Source organism: Nonomuraea sp. NPDC050556, from assembly GCF_044457355.1.
GTDB lineage: Bacteria > Actinomycetota > Actinomycetes > Streptosporangiales > Streptosporangiaceae > Nonomuraea.
Map to the genome: position 1 here is coordinate 1,515,976 of NZ_JBITGU010000002.1, position 21,037 is coordinate 1,537,012.

A 21,037-nucleotide genomic window follows, 5' to 3' on the forward strand; every position below is an offset into this window, starting at 1 on the left:
CTATGCACCTCGGCGCTCGATCACCCAGGCCGCGATCTGCGCGCGTGAGGCGAACCCCAGCTTGGCCAGGATGTGGCCCACGTGCGCGTCAGCCGTGCGCTTGGAGACGACGAGTTTCTCGGCGATCTCCTTGTTGGACAGTCCCTCCGCCACCAGCTCGGCGACCTGCCACTCGCGGCGGCTGACCGGAGACTGCCTGCTCGCCGCCGTGCCACCGGTCGCGCGCGCCACGATCTCGCCGACCGTGAGCCGCTGCCCCCTGGCGTGCGCGGCGGTGTAGGCCCTGCGGCCGAGCGCGTCGGTCGCTCGCTTCGCGCAGATGTCGTGCGAGGCGTTGAAGTAGGTGGAGTCGAACAGCTGCGGCCCGACCGAGCGCCAGATCCTGGCGGCCGCGCCCTGCAGCATGGCCGCGTTCTCGTGCTCGCCGTCCTCGGCGACCATCAGCGCGACCAGCTCCACCGCGAGGACCATGCCGATGAGGTCGTTGAACAGGTGGCTCACCCGCAGCGACTCGCGCACCAGGGCGGTCGCCGCCTCCCGGTCGCCGGTCGACCAGGCGGCGTAGGCCTCGACGTAGTCGACGTAGGACAGCACCCAGACCTCGCCGGCCTCGGTGCATTCCGCCCGCACCTCCGCGCACAGCCGTACGCAGGCGCTCGGGTCGCCGCTGAACGTGAGCGCCATCCCCAGCTCGACCTTCGCCATGAGCACGTGGCAGTCGACCAGGCCGAGCCGCTCGTAGCGCTCCAGCGCGTCGCGGAACAGCGGCACCGCCCTGTCGTGCTTGTCGCCCAGGAACGACACGCACCCCAGGCGGTGTACGGCTCGCGCCGCCGCCTCCGCGTCGCCGTACCTGTGGCACTCGCGCAGCAGCTCCGTCGCGCGGTCCGGCTCGCCCAGCAGGACGCAGACGTATCCGGCCACCCAGAGCGCCTTCATCCTGGCCGGGGACCAGCCGGTGCCCGCGTTGATCGCGCGCATCAGCCAGTGGTGTCCCTCGTTGAGCTGGCCGCAGCCGACCCAGAAGAACCACAGCGTGGCGGCCAGTTCGAGGCGCTCGACGGGGTCGCACTGCTCGAAGGCGACGCGAAGGTTGTCCAGCTCTGCTCTGGTGCGTACGGAGATGGTCTCTTGCTGTTTGCCCAGCCAGGCCGCCTCGTTGGCGCGGGCCAGGTGCAGGTAGAAGTCCTTGTGTCTGGAGCGCAGGGCCCTGTTGTTCTCGCCCAGCCGTTCCAGCCATTCGGCGCCGTACTCGCGGACGGTGTCGAGCAGGCGGTATTTCACGCCGTCGCCGGTGTCCTCCCTGATCACGATCGACTTGTCGACCAGGGCTCTGACGTGGTCGAGGATGTCGTCGGCCGGAAGGTGCTCGTCGGAGCACACCGCTTCTGCGCCTTCGAGGGTGAAGCAGCCGCGGAACACTGCGAGCCTGGCCCAGAGCAGCCGCTCGGGCGGGGTGCACAGCTCGTGGCTCCAGCCGATGGCGGCCCTGAGCGTCTGGTGGCGGGTCAGGCTGGAGCGCAGGCCGCGGTCGAGCAGGCGGAAGCGGTCGTCGAGGCGGCGCATGACCTCCTCGATGGCGAGCGCGCGTAACTGCACGGCGGCCAGTTCGATCGCGAGCGGGATCAGGTCGAGCCGCTCGACGAGCCGTTCGACCAGCTTGGCGTCGTCGCCCGCCGCCGCTGGATCGCCGGTGGCGGCCTCGGCGCGGGCCAGGAACAGCTCGACCGCGTCTGGCGTGGACATCGGCTGGACGGTGACCAGGTATTCGCCGTCGATCTCCAGCGCCTGCCGTCCCGCGACCATGACCCGCAGGCCGGACGACGCCTTGAGCAGCGCCTCGACCAGCCCGGCGCAGGCGTCGACCACGTGCTCGACACCGTCGAGGACGAGCAGCAGGCGCTTGCCCTCCAGGTGAGCGATCAGGACCTCTTCCGGGCTCCTGGTGGTCTGGTCGGCCACGTGCAGGGCGTCGACCACGGCGCGGCTGAGCAGGTCGGGATCTTCGAGGCCCGACAGTTCCACGAGGTGTACGCCGTCAGGGAACGCTCTGCGCACGAGAGTGGCCACGCGTACGGCCAGCCTGGTCTTACCCACGCCGCCGACGCCCGTCAACGTGACGAGCCTGGCCTTGCCGAGCAGGCTCTTGATCTCTTTCAACTCGGCGGTTCGGCCGACGAACGTGGTCAGTTCTGTGGGGAGCATAAGTGAACGCATGGTAACCCTAGGAATGCGCTCCGGAGCGGCATTTGATGAGATCCCCTCATGACGTGAACGTCATTATGGTGAGGGCACTAGACTCGCGGTTTCTAGGTTCCCACACGTTAAGGAAAGGTCCTATGTCCGGGTATGACCGTGTAGTGCAACCGGCGGCCGGTGACGAGGCCCTGGAGAACCACCTTGGTGGGGACGAGGCCAAGAACTATCGGCAGTACGAGTTCGACATGGTCGCTCCGCACGTGGGCCGTTCCATGTTGGAGATCGGCTCGGGGCTCGGTCACTTCGCCGAGCAGTTCCTGCCGCGGCTCGACCGGCTCGTGGTGAGCGACTTCGACCCTTACTGCGTCTCGCAGCTGGAGAAGCGGTTCGAGGGGCGCGACGACATCGACGTGCTGCAGTTCGGCCTGCCGACGGACATTCCGTTGGAGGACAAGGTCGACACGGTCGTGATGATGAACGTCCTGGAGCACATCGAGGAAGATGCCGAGGCGTTGCGGTCGCTGGCGCGGGTGACGCTGCCTGGGGGGCGGATCATCATCTGGGTTCCGGGCTACATGCAGCTTTACGGGGACTTCGACAAGAAGGTCGGGCACGTGCAGCGGTACACGCCGAAGACGCTGCGTTCTACGGTGGCCAAGGCTGGGCTGGACATCGAGGTCCTGAAGCCGATCAACTTCCTTGGCGGGATCGCGTGGTGGGCGGCGGTACGGCGGGGCGGGGTGGGTTACCCGGACCCGAAGCTGGTCAAGATCTACGACCGCACGGTGGTGCCTGCTACGCGCCTGATCGAACGCTTCATCACCCCGCCTTTCGGCCAGACCGTCTTCTGCGTCGCCCGAGTACCTTCGTAGGATTTTTAGGATTTGGGGCTTAGGTCTCTTTTGAGGGCTTGGGCCTCGCGGGCATGGGCCTTCGCTTGGTGGCGCTTCGCGCGAATTGGCTCCGGGCTCCCCTTATTGGGGGGCCGAGCCCCCCAAGACCCCCAGCCGAGGGCAAGCCCCCGGACCCCCACCCACCCGTGCGCGCTTCCCAGGTTGGGCCTCTTCGGCCCACCCGCTGCGCTGGGCGAGGGATGCAGAGTGGCTGCATATTGCACTTACCGGCTGACCACAGCCCCAAAGGAGCCCATTTGTGCGCTCCCCGGAGTGAGCGTAGGGATTCCCCACCCGCTGTATGACGCGAGAGATTCTGGGCGCTTGGAGGGCGAGCGCTGGATGCCCCTAGCGAGTCATCACACGATCGGGGCAGGTGGCGACGGACTCAAGCGAACACGTCATCACGAGAGTTCGCATATGCGGCGTTCCTCAACCAGCCGTCCAGCACGGCGACGTTGGTACACGAGCGGACGCGGTCACGATCGGCCTCGGAAAGCTCTACTTCGCGACCGTCGAGGGCCCTGAGAATCACCTCAACCTTGGCCGCCACCTCGCCCAGGCTTTCGGCCATGCCCAGGGCAACCAGATGCAGAGCATACGCACCCTGATGCATCCACAAGTGCCCGGCCATCGATTTCTCGGCCGACTTCGCCTCCGCTAGGCGGGCGAACAGGGCATCGCGCGACCTCGCGACTGGGGCCCTGCGCATCCATTCGTCGAGCACCTCGATGTCCATGCACGAACGGATACGGTCACGGTCGGCCTCGGAGAGCCGCATCCGGCGAACGTCCAGAACCCTCAAGATCGCCTTGATCTTGCCCTCAATCTCGCCCTTGGCCGAGCCCTCGAACCTTCCTCGGGCGATCAGTTTCTCGGCGTAGAGAATCTGGTATGCGTACGGGCCTGGGTTCTCCTGCAGCTCGGTGGTCTCACGCGCCCTCTTCGCCGACTCAGGCGAACAGGTCATCGGCAGACTCCACGACTATGGCCCGGCGTACCCACTCGTCGAGGACCGCGAGGTCCGTACACGAACGGATGCGGTCGCGGTCGCCCTCGGAGAGCAGCACCCGGCGAGCGTCAAGGACCATCAAGATCGCCTCCGCCTCGCCTTCGGCCCTGCCTTCGGCGCGCAGCTTCTGGGCGTAGTCGCTCTGGTACAGGTATGACTTTGCGGCCATCATCCGCTTCATCTCCTCCTGCGCGTCGCCGTCAAGCGCCACGATGACACAATCAGCGTACTCTTGAGCCATCTCTCGATCGATGCTGTCCAGGGCCTTCGCCAGCACTGCCAGGATCGTCTTGATCTGCGGGTGTTTGCCGTGTGTGATCGCTGACACGGCGGCCAGGCCTATGTTGCCCACTGCCTCGGCTACGTCGGTGATCACTGGTGTGTTGTCTGGTCCGATCACCAACGGAGTAAGAACCAGCCCGGGATGGCCTGTCTCGATCGGTTTCCGGGCCCATCTCGCGGTTGTCTGGTCTGGGCAGATGACGACCAGGCAGACGCCACAGTGGTCGCGGGCCCTCAGGTTGGCGATGTAGGCCAGCCATGACTCATGCTTCCGAACGTCCTTTTTCAGCTGAACCTCGATGACCACTCCCAGCTTGGCGTCGCGGGGCCCATAGAGGAGTGCGGCGTCGGCGCGGTACTCGGTCGGTATGCACTCGGACAGGCCGCAGGAGATCAGACTGGCGCCGCGCGATGGGTTCAGGGGTAGGTCGAAGAGCTCTTGCAGCATCTGGGCGGTATGGCCCAGGTCGAGGGTTGTGATCTTGGTTAGACCTTCATGGCGGGGGGTGACCATGGCTCGGAACATTACACAGTGCGAGCGAATCATGACCGAGAGTTCGAACAAATTGGGTAACCGATGAGCGGTCGGGAGGTGGGGCCTACCCTCCACCGGGGGGCGATCAGGCTGGGGTTGGGTGGGTGGTTACTGACTGGGAGTGGTAGCCGCCTGCTGCTACGGCTGCTGCGATATGAGGGTGGACAGGCCGGGGGGCTGTTGGCAGGAGGGTGGTCAGGTCGGTGGTCCTTGCTTCCAGGAGGCCGGCCTTCAGGTTGGAGAACAGGGAGATGGTGTGGGTGATCTGGTACGGCTCCAGGCCGCTTACCGACAAGGCTTCCCGGGTGTCGGACAGCGACACCGACTGGTACGTGATCTCCTGGTTGAGAGTCTCGGTGAGGATCTTGGCGATTTCTGGGCCGCCGATCGCTGTGACGCCTTCCAGTTCGTACGTCTTGCCCGCGTGGCGGCTTCGCGCTCCGGACGTCAGGTCCTGGTGGGTTTCTGTGGCTACTCGCACTGCCACGTCTGCCAGGTCTTCCCTGGCCACCACTGACACGCGTCCCGTGCCGAAGGGGGCGGCGAACACGCCTGTGGTTGCCGCCGACGCGGCGCCTGCGGTCGCCAGGCCCACGGGGACCTCGGTGTAGAGGCCGTTGCGGAGGATGGTCACGTCGTACGGCCCGGCGGCCAGGCGGGCTTCGGTCCAGCGGTGTGGGAGGGCGATCGTCATCAGGTCGCCGGATCCGGCAAGACTGGTGTAGATCACGTGCCGGACGCCTGCGGCTTCGGCGGCGTCGGCCACCGCGCCGTGCCGGGCGATCACCACGTCGTCCTCGGCGTACCCGGCTGAGACGAAGACCAGCACGTCCACGCCTGCGAAACCCTCGGCCAGAGTGGCGGGGTCGTCGAAGTCGATCCTCCGCGCTGTGCCGATGTCGGCGGAGCGGGTGCCTGGTGTCACTTCCAGGCCGTCGATCCGGGAGAGGCCCTTCAGGATCAGGCTGCCTAGTTGGCCGGAAACGCCGGTTACGAGAATCATCAGGGGGTTCCTTGCGTTGCTCTGGTGGGAAACAGGTCCCAGCATTCGCCCCTGATGGGGGAGCGCGTAAGGAGGCACTCTCGTGTCAGTCACGAACACGGCCGTAAGTTCCCAGCTCAGCAGCGTTTGTGCTGATGAGGAGGACTGTGGGATCCGGGATGTGCTCGATCGGCTGGGCGATCGGTGGACGGTGCTCGTCGTCGTGCAGCTCGCCAAGGGGGTGCATCGGTTTCGGGAGCTGGAGCGGGCGATTCCGGGGATCTCGCAGCGGATGCTGACGTTGACCACCAAGCGGCTCTGCCGGGACGGGCTGGTCGAGCGGACCGCTTATCCGACCGTTCCGCCGCAGGTGGACTATCGGCTCACGGCTATGGGGGTCAGCCTGGCGGAGACCATCCGGGGGTTGGCCGACTGGTCTCGCGATCACAAGGCCGCCATCGCCGTCGCCCGGACCCGATGGGACCTCGACCACGACGTTCCCGATGCAGAACAACAGATCTGACGAGCGCGAGCGGCGTTGCGGCGGGTCAGCGTCACGCTGGTCGGCCGTGTCCCTGGACGGAGCCCAGCCACGGTCGGCGACTGGGCGTCCCCCGGCCTTGCCGTACAAGATCGTCTTGCTTGTGGGGAGACCCGTAGGGGCGTAGCGTCGGCGGGAGGTCGTGATGAGCGATTACGCCAAGGCACGAGAGCTCGGCGAGGAAGCCCGAGAGAAGGAATGGTCCCGCCCGAGCTTCGCAAAACAGCTCTTCCTCGGAGACTTCAGGTTAGACCTGGTCCACCCCGTCCCCCCGCTCCCCGACGAGGCCACCAAGCGCGGCGAGGAGTACATCAGGGCACTCAGGCGGTACCTGGACGGACACGTCGATCCCGCCCTCATCGAGCGTGAGGCGCAGATCCCCGACGACGTCATCAAGGGCATGGCCGAGCTGGGCTCGTTCGGGATCACGATCGGCGAGGACTACGGCGGGCTCGGGCTCCCCTACCTCTACTACTGCCGCGCCCTCATGCTCGTCGGCTCCTACTGCCCCGCCCTGGCGACCCTGCTGTCGGCGCACCAGTCGATCGGGGTGCCGCAGCCGCTCAAGCAGTTCGGTACGGAGGAGCAGAAACGGGAGTTCCTCCCCCGCTGCGCGAAGGGTGAAATTTCGGCGTTCCTGTTGACCGAGCCGGACGTGGGGTCGGATCCGGCCCGCCTGGCGACGACCGCCGTCAGGGACGGCGACGACTACGTGCTCGACGGCGTCAAGCTGTGGACCACCAACGGCGTCATCGCCGACCTGCTCGTCGTCATGGCGCGCACCGGCAGGAAGATCAGCGCGTTCGTCGTCGAGGCCGACTCCCCCGGCATCACCGTCAAACGCCGCAACTCCTTCATGGGACTCAGGGGCATCGAGAACGGTGTGACCGAGTTCTCCCAGGTCAGAGTGCCCGCCAGGAACCTCATCGGGAAGGAGGGCGACGGGCTCAAGATCGCCCTGACCACCCTCAACACCGGACGGCTCAGCCTGCCCGCAACCTGCGCCGGCAGCGCCAAGTGGGCCGTCAAGATCGCCCGCGAGTGGGGCAACGCGCGCGTGCAGTGGGGGCGCAAGGTCGGCGAGCACGAGGAGGTGGCCAGGAAGATCGCCTTCATCGCCGCCACCGCCTACGCGCTGGAGGCGGTCTGCGACCTGACCGCGCGCATGGCCGACGACCAGCGCAACGACATCAGAATCGAGGCCGCGCTGGCCAAGCTTTACGCGTCGGAGATGGCGTGGCTGGCGGCGGACGAACTGGTCCAGATCAGGGGCGGGCGCGGCTACGAGACGGCCGAGTCGCTGGCCGCGCGCGGCGAGCGCGGGGTGCCGGCCGAGCAGGTGCTCAGGGATCTGCGCATCAACCGCATCTTCGAGGGCTCGTCGGAGATCATGCGGCTGCTCATCACCCGCGAGGCGGTGGACGCCCATCTCAGCGCGGCCGGTGAGCTGATAAATCCGGAAAAATCGTCGAAGAAGGAGCGGGCTCTCGCGCTCAAGCGGGCCAGCGGCTTCTACGCCAAGTGGCTGCCCTCGCTGGTCGCCGGGACCGGCAACCTGCCGACCTCGTTCGGCGACTTCGGCCCGCTGGCGCAGCACCTGCGGTTCGTGGAGCGGACCAGTCGCAAGCTCGCCAGGTCCACCTTCTACGGGATGTCCCGCTGGCAGGGCGGGCTGGAGCACAAGCAGGCCTTCCTCGGCAGGATCGTCGACGTCGGCGCCGAGCTGTTCGCCATGACGGCGGCGTGCGTCAAGGCCGAGGAGGACGCGCGCGACCTGGGGCGCAAGCCGTACGAGCTGGCCGACACCTTCTGCCAGCAGGCAAGACTTCGGGTCGAGGCGCTGTTCGCCAGGCTCTGGGACAACAGCGACAGCCAGGACGTACGGCTGGCGCGGTATGTCATGGAAGGTCGCTACACCTTCCTCGAAGAGGGCATTCTCGACCCGTCGATCGAAGGGCCGTGGATCGGCACACCCGATGGCGGGGAAAACGTGCGCAGACACGTCCGTACCACCTGAAATCGCATACTGAGCAAACGAGTTCACTAGGGGGTTCAAGCGCACATAACTCTGCGTGGTCTAGACCGGTTAGTCCGTTTACTTTGCCTTGATGTTTTCAAACCGATATCCGCCGGTATAGACCGGTGCCTGAACACCGGCTTACGCTGACGCAAACGCGTTGAGCAGCGGCTCGCGCACCCCAATCCCCTTGGACGGGGTCCGGTGGCTGGTACGGACCAGCGTCACCCGTCCGACGAGAAGGCGGTATCTACGGTGAACATCAAGCTTGTGGGCGGCGCCGCTCTCGGCCTGGCCACCATGTTGGTCCTGTCCAGCTGCGGCTCGGGTTCCGGCACCGGCACCACCGGTGACGGCGCGACAAAGGCCGCCGACGGCGGCAAGGTCACGATCAAGCTGGTGGCCGCCGACTACGGCGACGGCCCCGGCAAGCCCAACTCCGGCCAGACCTTCTGGGACGGCGTCATCAAGGAGTTCGAGGCCGCCAACCCGAACATCCACGTCGAAGCCCAGGTCATCAACTGGAACGACATCGACAAGCAAGTCGCCACCATGGTCCAGAACGGCCAGGTGCCCGACATCCTGCAGACCGGTGACTACTCCGGCTTCGTGAAGGACGGCCTGCTCTACAAGTCCGACGAGATCCTCTCCCCGGAGACCTCGAAGGACATGCTGGCCAAGTTCGCCGAGTTCGGCAAGGTCGACGGCACCGCCTACGGCATCCCGTTCGTCTCCTCGGCCCGCGCCCTGTTCTACAACAAGGACCTGTTCGCCAAGGCCGGCATCGCCGAGCCGCCGAAGACCTGGGACGAGCTCAAGGCAGCGGCAGAGAAGCTGAAGGCCGCCGGCGTCACCCAGCCGTTCGGCCTCCCGCTGGGCCAGGAGGAGGCGCAGGGCGAGTCGTTCCTGTGGTTCCTCGGCAACGGCGGCGGCTACAAGGACGCCTCGGGCAAGTGGGCGATCAACTCCCCGCAGAACGTCGAGACCTTCAAGTACATCAAGGGCCTCGTGGACGCGGGCCTGACCACGCCGAACCCGGGCACCAAGGACCGCAAGACGGTCTGGGAGGACTTCGGCGCCGGCAAGGTCGGCATGGTCAACGGTGGACCCATGTCCATCCCGATCTTCGACGCCGCCGGCCTGAAGAACTACGGCGTCGTGCCGATCGCCGGCAAGACCGGCCCGCTCGACACCACGCTCGGCGTCATGGACTGGATCATGGCGTTCAACAAGAACGGCCACGCCGCCGAGATCAAGAAGTTCATGGACTTCTTCTACACCGGTGACGCGGCGAAGAAGATCGTGGACACCTACAAGCTGCTGCCCGTGACCAACGGCGGCATCGCGAAGCTGTCCGGCGACGAGAAGCTCAAGCCGTTCCTCGACGCGCTTCCCAACGCCAGCTTCTACCCCTTCCAGGACCCGAAGTGGGCCGAGGTGAACCCGGCCATCAAGCAGACCATCGGCGGCGCCGTCAAGGACGACCCGGCGAAGGTTCTCGGCGAGCTCCAGAAGGTCGCCGAGGGCAGCTGACCCATCCGGGGGCCGGATCGCGATCCGGCCCCCTCCTGGAAGGTTCTTCATGAAAAGGTTGCGCGCCCTAGAACCCCTGGCCTGGGTGGGCCCGGCGGTGGTGCTGATCGCCGTGGTCGTGATCTGGCCGGTCGTCGAGATGGTCAAGTCGTCGTTCCTCAAGATCAGCCGGTTCGGCGTGGTCCAGGGGCCGAACGGCACGGCGAACTACGAGAAGCTCTTCAACGAGAAGGACTTCGGCGACATCATGTTCCTGAGCGTGATCTGGGTGGTGGCCGTCGTGTCGCTCACCGTGGTGATCTCGCTGGCGCTGGCCCAGCTGTTCAACCAGCGCTTTCCCGGACGCAAGGTCGCCCGATGGGCGCTCATCGCGCCGTGGGCCGCCTCGGTGCTCATGACCGCGATCATCTTCAAGTGGATGCTCGACCCCGAGGTCGGCGTCATCAACATGATCAGGCTCAAGCTCGGCCTGATCGACGCCATGGGCGGCGCCTCCGCCGACCAGCTGGGTGACGCCTCTACGGCGATGCCGTGGCTGGTCTTCGTCGCGGTCTTCGTGTCCGTGCCGTTCACGACGTACGCGCTGCTGGCGGGCCTCGCCACCATCCCGGCCGACGTCTACGAGGCGGCCAAGATGGACGGCGCGACGAAGCTGCGCACGTACTGGTCGATCACGCTGCCGCTGCTGCGCCCCGCGCTGACCGTGGCCGCGCTGATCAACCTCATGAACGTCTTCAACAGCTTCCCGATCATCTGGGCGATGACGCACGGGCAGCCCGGCTATTCGACGGCAACGTCGACCATCTTCATGTACATCCTCAAGGGCTCCAACATCGGTGAGTCCGCTGCGATGTCGGTGGTGAACTTCGGCATGGTCATCGTGCTGACCGCCATCTTCCTCAGGGTGTCCAGGTGGAACAAGGAGGTGGCGTGATGGCCGTCAGGACCGCTCCCCCGGCCGCGCGCCACTCGCACGCCAGGGCCAGGTCGCTCGCGCCGCGCAGGATGCCGTCGATCAAGACGATCCTGGTCGCGGGCACCGCCTACGTGGTCGCGTTCATCTTCCTGTTCCCCTACCTGATCATGCTGATGACGTCGCTGCGGTCGCAGGACTCCCTGCGTGACGCGACGTTCTGGCCGAAGGAGTTCGTGTGGGAGAACCTCACGAACTTCTGGTCCAGCGGCCTGGCGGGCAACCTGTGGGTGACGCTCAAGGTCGCCGGCGGGTCGACGCTCCTGGTGCTGCTGGTGGCGCTCCCCGCGGCCTATTACACGGCCCGGCACAACTTCAAGGGGCGCACGGCGTTCCTGATCCTCGTGCTGATCACCCAGATGTTCCAGCCGACCGCGATGGTCGTCGGCATCTACCGGGAGTTCTTCCAGTTCGGTCTGGTGGACTCGATCTGGTCGCTGATCCTGGTCAACGGCGGGTTCAACCTGGCGTTCGCGGTGTGGATCCTCAACGCCTACTTCTCCTCGATCCCGCGTGAGCTGGAGGAGGCGGCGTTCATCGACGGCAACGGGCGGTTCGGCGCGCTGTTCCGCATCACGCTGCCGCTGGCCATGCCGGGCGTCATCACGGCGCTGATCTTCACCTTCATCGCGGCGTGGAACGAGTTCGTGGTCGCGCTGACCCTGACCACGACGCCGGAGAACCAGCCGCTGCCCGTCGCGCTCAACTCGTTCATCGGGCAGTACCAGGTGGACTGGCAGAACCTCTTCGCCGGATCGGTCATCGCGACGATCCCGGTGATCATCCTGTTCGCGCTGATCGAGCGCAAGGTGGTGGGCGGTCTCACCGCCGGATCCATCAAGTAGGACCATTCCCCCGCTCCCGCCGCCCGTATTCCTCCACCGCCGGGCGGCGGGAGCACCCTTTTCACCCTGCGGATAGTTTTCACTACACAGGGTGAGTCCTAGGCTGAGTCCCAGCTGCCCCAGGTGTCCCTCCGGCCACGGAGACCCCCCAATCCCTGGGCGCAGGAGAGGAATCGGCATGCCGTATTCACGTCTGGGCGGGATCCAGACAATCTCCGGCAACACCACCGTCTACTACGAGTACTGGTACAACAGCGGGTCGTACAACTGCCACCCCTACCTGGGCCCCACCGTCGTCACGCCAGAGATCTACAACGACTACCCCGACTGCTACCACCACCTCGTCAGCAACAACCACGGCGTCATCACGAAGCGGACCTGCCAGGATCCCAACACCTTCACCGACATCGACCTCTACTACACGGTCACCATCGCCAACGAGAGCAGCGGCTCCTGCCGGTTCTTCTTCACCGTGGGGAGGTTCTGATGGCGGAACGCCTGGTGGTCATCCTGGACGCCGACGACAAGGTGCTCGCCACCCAGCGGGTCGAGCAGGTCCCGGCCCACGCCATGCCTGAGGGGGGCTGCCGCCTGGTGGCGGGTCCCGGCCAGCGCATGCGTGAGGTCGAGCTGGACCTGAGCATGCCCACCGCCCGCGACGCCGACGTGGACGCCTTCCACGCCTCCGTCGAGGCCGCGCTGCGCGCTCTCGACACCTAGGCAGACCCCCAGCCCGGGGTACGGCGCGCCCTACCCCGGGCTGGGGTGCGCGCGTGCCTGTGGAAGCCCGTCCCACCAGCGCAAACTGCTGGTATGTCCACGCACCCCGCCGTTCCCAACACGGTCACCGCCGCCGCCACCCTCTGGTTCACCGCCGTCGCCGCAGGCGCCTTCGAGGCCTCGATCGCGGTCAGTCACGCCCTCACGAACGGCGCCGCGTTCTCCGACATCGCCGCAGGGCTCGGCTTCCGTCTCGCGGTGTTCGCGGGCGCGATCTTCGTTGCCGTACGGCTGCGCCAGGGCCACAACTGGGCGCGCGTCACGCTGGCGCTCACGCTCGGCGTCTTCGGGACGCTCTCGCTGGTCATGGAGCCCATCCAGTGGCTGCTCGCCGGGAACTCCGTACCCGAATTCCTGGCGGGAGCCGACGCTTTCACGCTCGCCATGACCGTCAGCCGGATCATCCACATCAACGCCGTGCTCGGCGCGGTCGCGCTGATGTTCAGCCCGCCGTCCAACGCCTTCTTTAATCGGTTGCGTGCCCTGACGCCCGCCGCCTAAGGTCTTGGACATGCGCCTTTACCTGTAATGAGCTTCAGCAACCTGCCCGGCGGTGACCACTTCCCGCCATGTCCGTGCAGACGCGGCAGCTGAGCTTGCCCGACCGGCCCCGGCCGCGTCGTGAATTACGTAGAGGAGCTGTTTTGTTTATTCGTGCCAGTAACAAAAAGAAGAAGCGCGGCGACCTTCCCGGTCAGCCGGCGCTTCCGCAGCAGATGCCCAAGCGACCGACGCGGCCCGTAGCACCGCCGCGCCGCATTCCGTCCAAGGGCCGCTAGACACTCCTAGGGATGGGAGTAGTGCGGGGCGCCGCCGACTTGTCACCGGCAGGCGCCCCCCACCTTTTCTAGAGCCGCTCGATGATGGTGACGTTCGCCTGGCCGCCGCCCTCGCACATCGTCTGCAGGCCGTACCTGCCGCCGGTGCGCTCGAGCTCGTGCAGGAGCTTCGTCATCAGGATCGCGCCCGTGCCGCCCAGCGGGTGGCCCAGGGCGATCGCGCCGCCGTTGGGGTTGACCTTGGCGGGGTCGGCGCCCAGGTCCCTGGTCCACGCCATCGGCACCGGGGCGAACGCCTCGTTGATCTCGGTGACGTCGATGTCGTCGATCGACAGCCCTGCCTTCTTCAGCGCCTTCTGAGTGGCCGGGATCGGCGCGGTCAGCATGTAGACCGGGTCGTCGCCGGTCAGGGCGAGCTGGACGATCCGGGCGCGCGGGGTCAGCCCGTGGTCCTTGACCGCCTGGGCCGAGGCGATGAGGAGCGCGCCAGAGCCGTCGGAGATCTGCGAGCTGGTGGCCGCGGTGATGTGGCCGCCCTCGCGCAGGACTTTGAGCCCGGCCAGCTTCTCCAGCGTCGAGTCAGGCCGCGGGCCCTCGTCGGTGTCGACCCCGTTGATCGGGACGATCTGGTCCTTGAAGTGGCCGTTCGCGATGGCCTTGGCGGCGCGCTGGTGGCTCTCGTAGGCGTACTGGTCGAGCTCCTCGCGCTTGAGCCCCCACTTCTCGCACATCAGCTCCGCGCCGCGGAACTGGGAGATCTCCTGCTTGCCGTACCTCTCCACCCACATCTCGCCGAAGGGGAACGGCATGCCCTTCTCCAGCGCGGCGGTGATCGACGAGCCCATCGGCACGATGCTCATCGACTCGACGCCGGCGGCCACGACCAGGTCCTGGGTGCCGGACATGACGCCCTGGGCCGCGAAGTGGATCGACTGCTGCGAGGAGCCGCACTGCCGGTCGATGGTGACTCCGGCCGTGGTCTCCGGCAGGCCCGCGCTCAGCCACGCGTTGCGCGCGATGTCCATGCTCTGCGGGCCGAACTGCATGACGCAGCCCATGATGACGTCCTCGACCGCGACGGGGTCGACGCCCGTGCGTTCGATCAGCGCCTTCAACGTGTGAGCGGCCAGGTCGGTGGGGTGAACCGTGGAGAGCCCACCCTTCTTCTTACCGACCGGGGTGCGGACCGCCCCGACGATGTACGCCTCTGCCACAGTGCCTCCCAGTGAAACCGAGCAATATTCGGTTAGCCTACAACAGAACATAGCTCCATTACGCGGGCGGCAGAAGGTCCTCGGGGGCGTCGATTCTGAAGCGCCACTGATCCACGGCCACGCCCTGGAAGGCGTCCGCGATGGCCAGCGCCAGGGCGCCGCGCTCCAGCAGCAGGTCGTCCTCCCCGTCGAGGCTGAGGATGTCCACGCAGGTCAGCTCCGCTGCGTACGGCATCAGGGTGAGGGCCATGGGCGAGGTGTCCTTGCGCGGGACCAGGACGACTTTGAGCGTCTCTCCGGTGAAGGTCTCCACGCCGTACTCGCCCTCTTCGTGAGCAACCTCACCCAGGAGCGGCTTCAGCTCGTCGGCTGCCGGCCGTACCGGAAGGATGACGATCGGCCCGCGCGCGACCTCGGCCGGGTCGGTCACCTCGCCGCGGCAGACCGACAGGCCGCCCAGCCTGTACGCGACGCCCTCGGCCAGGAAACGGTCGAAGTAGTCGAGCGGCAGCGGGCCCTCCGCCTGCACCCGGCAGGCCCATACGTGCTCCAACTCGCCGCCCACCAGGTCGGGCTCGGCCTCGACGGCCGCGTGGATCCTGGCGTCGGCCGCCACGACGTCCGCGCCGTCGAGCTTGGCGTCCGGGTCGGCCAGCTTGAGGATCTCCAGGAGCTTCGACTGGTCGGGCTTGGCGGGCAACGCCGCCGTGGGGCCAGTTCGCAGTCGCCGCTTCGCCATCCAGCCCATGACGCGCTCCTTTATGAACGATACGAGCTCGTCATCGTCGCGTAGACGATGATGTTGTCCGTGTAGTGCCCGGTGTTCCTGTTGTACGTGCCACCGCAGGTGATCAGGTGCAGCTGAGCGTTGGCCTGGTCGCCGTACACGCGCTGCGTGGGGAAGGCGGTCTTGCCCGCCTGCTCGACGCCGCCGACGGTGAACACGGCCGTCGTGCCGTCGCGCCGCTTGACCTCGATGACGTCGCCGTTGCGGATCTCGCCGACGCGGCTGAAGACGGCGCTGCGGTTCGTCGTGTCCTTGTGTCCGAGCATCACCGCCGGCCCGCCCTCGCCCGCGGTCGGTCCGTGCCTGTACCAGCCGACCAGGTTCGTGTTGTTGATCGGCGGGGTCTCGATCGCGCCCTGCTTGTCGACGCCCACGGAGACGATGGGGGCGTTGATGCCGAGCCGCTTGATGATCAGCCGGATGGGGTTGGACGGCAGCATCGGCGGCGCGGGCACGACAGCGGGCAGCGGCGGCGGGACCGTGGGAGCGGCCTGGAACAACGCCTGCTGGGGCGGCCCGGTGGGCTTCCCGTCGGGCTGTGCGGCCAGCGACAGCTCATCCCGCCCGCCCAGGCCGTACTCCTCGGGGGAGGCGACCATGAACAGCATCCCTGCCACGACGGTCACGACACCTGCGACCGCGGCGAGGATGAGGACCGACCGCAGCATGCGGCTGCCCTGGTCGGAGGGGTACTGTCCGGTCATCGCTGGGCTGTACGGCGGCGCAGGAACAACCCGCCGGCGCCGGCGGCCATGATCAGCAGCGAGCCCACGAGGATGAACGTCCGGCCGTCAGGACCCATGTCCCCACCTCCACCGGTCTCCGCCCCCGCCTTGGGCGTCTTGGTCACTTTGCCGCTGGGCTTGGGCTGAACGGGCGTCTTCGTCACGACCACGGTACGCGTGGTGGTGGGCTTGGGCGTGGTGGGCGTGACGGTGGGGGTGGAGGTGGAGTTGGCGGCGCTCACGGTGAAGGTATAGGTCTTGAGCTCGCTGGCGTTGTCGACTTCGCACTTGATCGCCGGAGTGGTGCCCGTGCTTGCGGTCGAGCCGAAATTGATGGTGCCCGGCTTCACCGTCACCGTTCCAGCGGCGGACGCGGTGGCCTTCATCGACACTGATGTGGTGGGCAGCGGGATGATCTGCCCTGCGGTGATCGTGCCCGTCGCGCCTTCACCCGTCGCCGAGGTGAGGCCGGTGATCCCGGTGAGGGTTGCGTACGGGAAGATCTTCGCGGCCAGGGTTCCGGTGGAGGGGGCCTTGAGTTCCTCACCCGCCACGTAGGTGCCCGTCCAGCCGATGGAGAACGCCTCACCGACCTTTGCGCTGGTGGGCATGGTCAGCGTGGTGTTGATCGTGACGTATTGCTGGGTCGCGGTATCCGAGCCGGTGACGCACACATACTCGACCGCGGTCACCGTCCCCGTGCCACCGCCCGTGCCGATGGTGACGTCCACGGTCTCGGTGGAGGTCGTCGTGCACGTGGTCACCAGCGACGGGTTACTCAGCAGGCCCAGCTTCAGCTCACCTGGCTTCAGCGTCACCTTGCCCGTCTGCCCCGTCGTTACCGCCACCTTGTACTTCGCGTCACCCGCAGGCGCCGAGGTGGCCTGAGCCGCGACTGCCGCACCGGTCTTCACGCCCGTGTCCGAGACAGTCCCGCCCGTCACCGTCAGCGTCCCGGTCACCTGGACAGAAGTCGCAGCTGTCGGGATGGAGGTCTGCGCGATGGTCAGCGTCGGGATATTGAACGTTGCGTCGAAGGTGCTGCCTGACGTCGACGGAGTCGTGTCGGGCGCGGTGATACCCACCGAGATCGAGGTGTTCGTGAACGGCCCGCCGGAACACGTGTAGGCGAACTGCTTCGTAGCCGCGTGGGCGGGGGAAGTGGTCAGGGTGGCGCCGACGAAGAGGACAAGCGTGCTTGCGATGCCCAAGGCCGAGCTCTTCTTGGCGAGGCGTTGGCGCCACACCTTGGACGTCAGCACTGTCTATCTCCGTTTCAGCGCAGGTGACCAGTTCAACAGGCGACCAGACTTCCAGCCGTTGGTCTCAGTTAGGTTGCGATCATACGAACTGACCCTGAGAATCGCCTGCAAACCGCAAAAACTGTCACAAATTTCCCTGACCTAACCTCTCACACCTTCTTCTTCGACAGCGTCGCGTACACCACGATGTTGTCCGAGTACGAGTGGTCCGCCTTGTTGTAGACCCCACCACACGTGATCAGCCGCAACTGCGCGTCCGACGTGTTCCCATACACCCGGGACGTCGGGAACGCCGACTTGCTGACCTGCTCGATCCCGCTCACCGTGAATCGGGTGATCTTGCCGTCCGACCGGTAGACGTAGATCTTGTCGCCCTTGGAAAGCTCCGACAGCCGGTTGAATACGGCCGCGCCCTTACGCGTGTTCACGTGACCGTTGATCACCGCGGGACCGACCTCGCCGGGAACGGGGCTGAAGCGGTACCACCCGGTCAGGTTCGGCTTGGTCAGTGGCGGTGTGCCGAGCACGCCCTGCAGGTCGACGGAGACCGACCCGATGGGCGCGTTGACCTTGATGTCCGGGATCCGGATCCGCGTCGGCCGCGCCTTCGCGTCCTTCGCGGGCGGGATCGCCGGGATCACCGACTCGGCGGCCGGCGGCGGAGGCGCGTCCAGCACGGCGGGCGTCAGCGGCACACCCTGCCCACCAGGCCCGACGGTCGGCGGCAGGACGAACGCGCCGGCGGCGTTCTTGGCGTCCAGGACGACGCCCGGACGCGGCTCGCCTGCGGCGACCGTACCGCTCGACCCGTCGTCCACCTGCGGCGCCAGCGACAGCAGCCCCACCATGACCGCGCCGACCCCGGCCAGCGATCCGGCGATCAGCAGTCCGGGCAGCGCCCTGTTCAGCAGCGTCTTCTGCTCGCTCATGCGTCCGCCCCTCCGGCGTGCTGTGCCCTGCGTCGTCGTAGCAGCAACCCGCCACCGGCGGCGCTGCCGACGAGCAGCAGCGAGCCTCCGGCCATCAGCGCGTACGGCTCACGCCCGGGCTCGGGCGCCTCCCCGGTGTCGACGCCGCCCTTGGGCGTCTTGGCGACCTGCGCCTTGACGTACCGGGTGGCGGTGGGCCCGGCCGAGGTCGCGGTGGTCACGGGTACGGCGGTGCTGGGCGTGCCCTTGATGACCACGCTCACGTGCCGCGGATCGGTGCCCGGGGTGACCTGGCTGTGCGGCGGGGTGGTCGAGGTGCTGGTGGAGGTGGCCGTCGACGTCGCGGTCGAGGTCGAGGTCGCCGTGGTGGTCGTCGTCGGCGTGGCCGTGGGGGTGGTGCCCGGCTTCGGCTTGACGGTGACCTCGATGGAGACCGGGCCACCTTCCATCTGGCACTTGGCGCTGTGGTAGCCGGTGGGGACCTTGTTGGTGTTGGTGACCACGTTGAAGGCGTCGAGCCACATGGGCTTCGTCGAGGTGTTCTGCACCTTGATCGTGTGCTGGCCGTACTCCAGCTCGGGCGACTTCCACAGGGTGAAGCCGCCGTCGAGGTCGTCGTTCACGACCTGCCCGTCGTCGTTGCGTGACGGGTCGACGGTCGCGCGCTTGGTGCCGTCGATGTAGACGTCGACGGGGCCGGCGTCCTTGTCGTGCGGGCCGATGTACTCGATGCCCGTGCCGACGAAGGTCATCGACGCGCTCGCGTTCAGCGCCGAGGTCTCGTGGAGGTCGTTGTGGACGTGGTGCTCGGAGGCGGGCCGGTCGTCGAGCGAGGTCCACGCGCCGTTGTAGGCGACCTGGAGGTCGATGGGGTTGTCGGTCTCGTTGCCGTCGTTCGCCGCGACAGTTCCGTCCGGCGGGGTGAAGTCGACCTCGATGTCCTTCGGGGTGATCCTGATCGTGCCGACCTTGTCCATCAGGCCGGGGTCGGTCAGCGCGGTGGGCAGCGTGAGGTTGCTGTCCGGGCGCAGCTTCGTGGTCTGCGCCGCGAACCCCTTGGGCTGCAGGATGCCCTGCCAGCTGCTGACCATCTGCACGTTGCCGACCATGTGGACCTGGGCGTTGGCGCCGAAGTAGTTGGGCGACTGGAGCCGGCCGGAGTCGGCGTAGGCGAGCTTCCAGGTGAAGTTCAGCGGGTCGCCGACGAAGAGGTCGGTGGCGAAGTTCAGCCGCGTGGTCAGCTTGACCGGGCCGTGCCGGACGATGCTGTCCGGGCCGCTGGCCGTACAGATGTAGTTGACGACCAGGTCAGCCGGGGCCGCCGAGGCCGGTGTATGCGAAAGGGCCGTCAGTCCGACCGCCGACGCCAGACCGACGGTGGAGACGATCACCACCTTGCGCCATCGACTCACGGCACTCTCCGATCACACAGTAAACCGGAGGTAGATCCTAGAGTCGAAACAGCCGCAACAGTGGGGAAAAAGCGCCACTTGCGTCACTTGTGATGAACCCGTGTCGTTCCGCGAAAGCGGGTACACCGATCAGTAACAGAATCGTATTCTGTTGAGCAGCAACCCCATCATGGAGGCAACAGATGCAGCGAGACCTCTTCGAAGAAGAGCACCTGCTCTTCCGGGACACCGTGCGCGAGTTCATGGCCCGCGAGGTCGCCCCGCACCACGACCAGTGGGAGAAGGACGGCATCGTCCCCCGCGAGGTGTGGAAGAAGGCCGGCGAGGTCGGGATGTTCGGTTTCTCCGTCCCCGAGGAGTACGGCGGCGCGGGCATCAGCGACTTCCGCTACAACGCCGTCATCACCGAGGAGATCATCAGGACCGGCGCGAGCGGGCTCGGCTGGGGGCTGCACAACGACGTCTGCGCGCCGTACATGGTGGACCTGACCAACGACGAGCAGAAGCAGCGCTGGCTGCCCGGGTTCGTCACCGGCGAGCTGATCACGGCGATCGCGATGACCGAGCCGGGAGCGGGCAGCGACCTGCAGGGGATCAAGACGACGGCCATCAGGGACGGCGACCACTACGTCGTCAACGGGCAGAAGACGTTCATCACCAACGGCATCAACTCCGACCTCGTCGTCGTGGTGGCCAAGACCGACCCTGAGGCCGGGGCGCGGGGCACGACGCTGCTGGTGGTCGAGCGCGGCATGGACGGGTTCCAGCGCGGGCGCAACCTGGAGAAGATCGGGCTCAAGGCGCAGGACACGGCCGAGCTGTTCTTCGACAACGTGCGCGTCCCGGTGGCCAACCGGCTGGGGGCGAACGAGGGCGAGGGGTTCATCCAGCTGATGAACAACCTGCCGCAGGAGCGGTTGTCCATCGCGGTGGTGGCGGTGGCAGCGGCGGAAGCCGTCCTGGACATGACGATCGAGTACTGCAAGACCCGACAGGCTTTCGGCCGCAATATCGGGAAATTTCAGAACACGAGGTTCGTGCTCGCCGAGCTCGCCACCGAGGTCGAGATCGCCCGTCACTACGTCGACAAGTGCGTCGTCGCCCTCAACGCCAAACAGCTCACCGTCGTGGACGCCGCCAAGGCCAAGTGGTGGACCACCGAGCTCCAGACCAAGGTCATCGACCGCTGCCTCCAGCTCCACGGCGGCTACGGCTACATGATGGAGTACCCGGTCGCCAAGGCGTGGCTGGACAGCCGCGTCCAGACCATTTACGGCGGTACGACCGAGATCATGAAGGAGATCATCGGCCGCTCCTTCGACTTCTGAGCAATACTG

General features: G+C 66.8%; 20 protein-coding genes. 10 read left to right on the forward strand and 10 right to left on the reverse strand.

Annotated features, from left to right (window positions below):
- A complete protein-coding gene (locus ACIBG8_RS25205; RefSeq protein ID WP_397345372.1) occupies nt 1-2,205 on the reverse strand; it encodes an ATP-binding protein in 2,205 nt (734 codons plus the stop codon).
- Between the two features lie 134 nt (nt 2,206-2,339).
- Between ACIBG8_RS25205 and ACIBG8_RS25210 the strand changes: the two genes are divergently transcribed.
- A complete protein-coding gene (locus tag ACIBG8_RS25210; protein ID WP_397345373.1) occupies nt 2,340-3,071 on the forward strand; it encodes a class I SAM-dependent methyltransferase in 732 nt (243 codons plus the stop codon).
- Between the two features lie 409 nt (nt 3,072-3,480).
- Here ACIBG8_RS25210 and ACIBG8_RS25215 read toward each other — a convergent pair whose 3' ends face one another.
- The 3 genes from ACIBG8_RS25215 to ACIBG8_RS25225 form a co-directional block, all read right to left on the reverse strand.
- Entirely contained in the window at nt 3,481-4,062 is a 582-nt protein-coding gene (locus ACIBG8_RS25215; protein WP_397345374.1) for a hypothetical protein, read from the reverse strand.
- Complete coding sequence (locus ACIBG8_RS25220) at nt 4,046-4,900, reverse strand: hypothetical protein (protein WP_397345375.1); 855 nt, start codon at nt 4,898-4,900, stop codon at nt 4,046-4,048. Before ACIBG8_RS25220 ends, ACIBG8_RS25215 begins: the two co-directional genes overlap by 17 nt.
- A 106-nt stretch (nt 4,901-5,006) precedes the next feature.
- Nucleotides 5,007-5,924 (reverse strand): NAD(P)H-binding protein, encoded by a 918-nt coding sequence (locus ACIBG8_RS25225; RefSeq protein ID WP_397345376.1) that lies wholly within the window; start codon nt 5,922-5,924, stop codon nt 5,007-5,009.
- A gap of 160 nt (nt 5,925-6,084) precedes the next feature.
- Here ACIBG8_RS25225 and ACIBG8_RS25230 point away from each other — a divergent pair, with 160 nt between their 5' ends.
- The 8 genes from ACIBG8_RS25230 to ACIBG8_RS25265 all read left to right on the forward strand — a co-directional run bounded on the left by ACIBG8_RS25230 (nt 6,085) and on the right by ACIBG8_RS25265 (nt 13,093).
- Nucleotides 6,085-6,426, forward strand: coding sequence for a winged helix-turn-helix transcriptional regulator (locus ACIBG8_RS25230; RefSeq protein WP_397345377.1), 342 nt, complete (start codon nt 6,085-6,087; stop codon nt 6,424-6,426).
- A gap of 163 nt (nt 6,427-6,589) precedes the next feature.
- Nucleotides 6,590-8,461: an acyl-CoA dehydrogenase family protein gene (locus ACIBG8_RS25235; protein WP_397345378.1), complete on the forward strand. Its 1,872-nt coding sequence runs from the start codon at nt 6,590-6,592 to the stop codon at nt 8,459-8,461.
- A gap of 255 nt (nt 8,462-8,716) precedes the next feature.
- Nucleotides 8,717-9,994 (forward strand): extracellular solute-binding protein, encoded by a 1,278-nt coding sequence (locus tag ACIBG8_RS25240; RefSeq protein ID WP_397345379.1) that lies wholly within the window; start codon nt 8,717-8,719, stop codon nt 9,992-9,994.
- A 49-nt stretch (nt 9,995-10,043) separates the two neighbouring features.
- Nucleotides 10,044-10,928, forward strand: coding sequence for a carbohydrate ABC transporter permease (locus ACIBG8_RS25245; protein WP_397345380.1), 885 nt, complete (start codon nt 10,044-10,046; stop codon nt 10,926-10,928).
- Nucleotides 10,928-11,812, forward strand: a complete 885-nt coding sequence (locus ACIBG8_RS25250) for a carbohydrate ABC transporter permease (RefSeq protein ID WP_397346184.1) — start codon at nt 10,928-10,930, stop codon at nt 11,810-11,812. The genes ACIBG8_RS25245 and ACIBG8_RS25250 overlap by 1 nt, the downstream gene beginning before the upstream one ends.
- Before the next feature lie 178 nt (nt 11,813-11,990).
- On the forward strand, nt 11,991-12,299 hold the full coding sequence (locus ACIBG8_RS25255; protein WP_397345381.1) for a hypothetical protein: 309 nt from the start codon (nt 11,991-11,993) through the stop codon (nt 12,297-12,299).
- Nucleotides 12,299-12,532 carry a hypothetical protein gene (locus ACIBG8_RS25260; protein ID WP_397345382.1) on the forward strand — a complete coding sequence of 78 codons (234 nt, stop codon included), beginning with the start codon at nt 12,299-12,301 and terminating at the stop codon, nt 12,530-12,532. The genes ACIBG8_RS25255 and ACIBG8_RS25260 overlap by 1 nt, the downstream gene beginning before the upstream one ends.
- Before the next feature lie 93 nt (nt 12,533-12,625).
- Entirely contained in the window at nt 12,626-13,093 is a 468-nt protein-coding gene (locus tag ACIBG8_RS25265; protein WP_397345383.1) for a hypothetical protein, read from the forward strand.
- A 346-nt stretch (nt 13,094-13,439) separates the two neighbouring features.
- Here ACIBG8_RS25265 and ACIBG8_RS25270 read toward each other — a convergent pair whose 3' ends face one another.
- The 6 genes from ACIBG8_RS25270 to ACIBG8_RS25295 form a co-directional block, all read right to left on the reverse strand.
- On the reverse strand, nt 13,440-14,585 hold the full coding sequence (locus ACIBG8_RS25270) for an acetyl-CoA C-acetyltransferase (protein WP_397345384.1): 1,146 nt from the start codon (nt 14,583-14,585) through the stop codon (nt 13,440-13,442).
- Nucleotides 14,586-14,643: 58 nt separating this feature from the next.
- Nucleotides 14,644-15,333 carry a hypothetical protein gene (locus tag ACIBG8_RS25275; RefSeq protein WP_397345385.1) on the reverse strand — a complete coding sequence of 230 codons (690 nt, stop codon included), beginning with the start codon at nt 15,331-15,333 and terminating at the stop codon, nt 14,644-14,646.
- Nucleotides 15,334-15,344: 11 nt separating this feature from the next.
- A complete protein-coding gene (locus tag ACIBG8_RS25280) occupies nt 15,345-16,076 on the reverse strand; it encodes a class F sortase (protein ID WP_397345386.1) in 732 nt (243 codons plus the stop codon).
- On the reverse strand, nt 16,073-17,359 hold the full coding sequence (locus ACIBG8_RS25285) for a hypothetical protein (protein WP_397345387.1): 1,287 nt from the start codon (nt 17,357-17,359) through the stop codon (nt 16,073-16,075). Before ACIBG8_RS25285 ends, ACIBG8_RS25280 begins: the two co-directional genes overlap by 4 nt.
- Nucleotides 17,360-17,508: 149 nt before the next feature.
- Complete coding sequence (locus ACIBG8_RS25290; RefSeq protein WP_397345388.1) at nt 17,509-18,288, reverse strand: class F sortase; 780 nt, start codon at nt 18,286-18,288, stop codon at nt 17,509-17,511.
- Entirely contained in the window at nt 18,285-19,700 is a 1,416-nt protein-coding gene (locus ACIBG8_RS25295; protein ID WP_397345389.1) for a hypothetical protein, read from the reverse strand. The genes ACIBG8_RS25290 and ACIBG8_RS25295 overlap by 4 nt, the downstream gene beginning before the upstream one ends.
- 182 nt (nt 19,701-19,882) lie before the next feature.
- On the opposite strand from ACIBG8_RS25295, the gene ACIBG8_RS25300 reads away from it, so the two are divergent.
- Complete coding sequence (locus tag ACIBG8_RS25300; protein ID WP_397345390.1) at nt 19,883-21,028, forward strand: acyl-CoA dehydrogenase family protein; 1,146 nt, start codon at nt 19,883-19,885, stop codon at nt 21,026-21,028.
- Nucleotides 21,029-21,037: the final 9 nt, after the last annotated feature.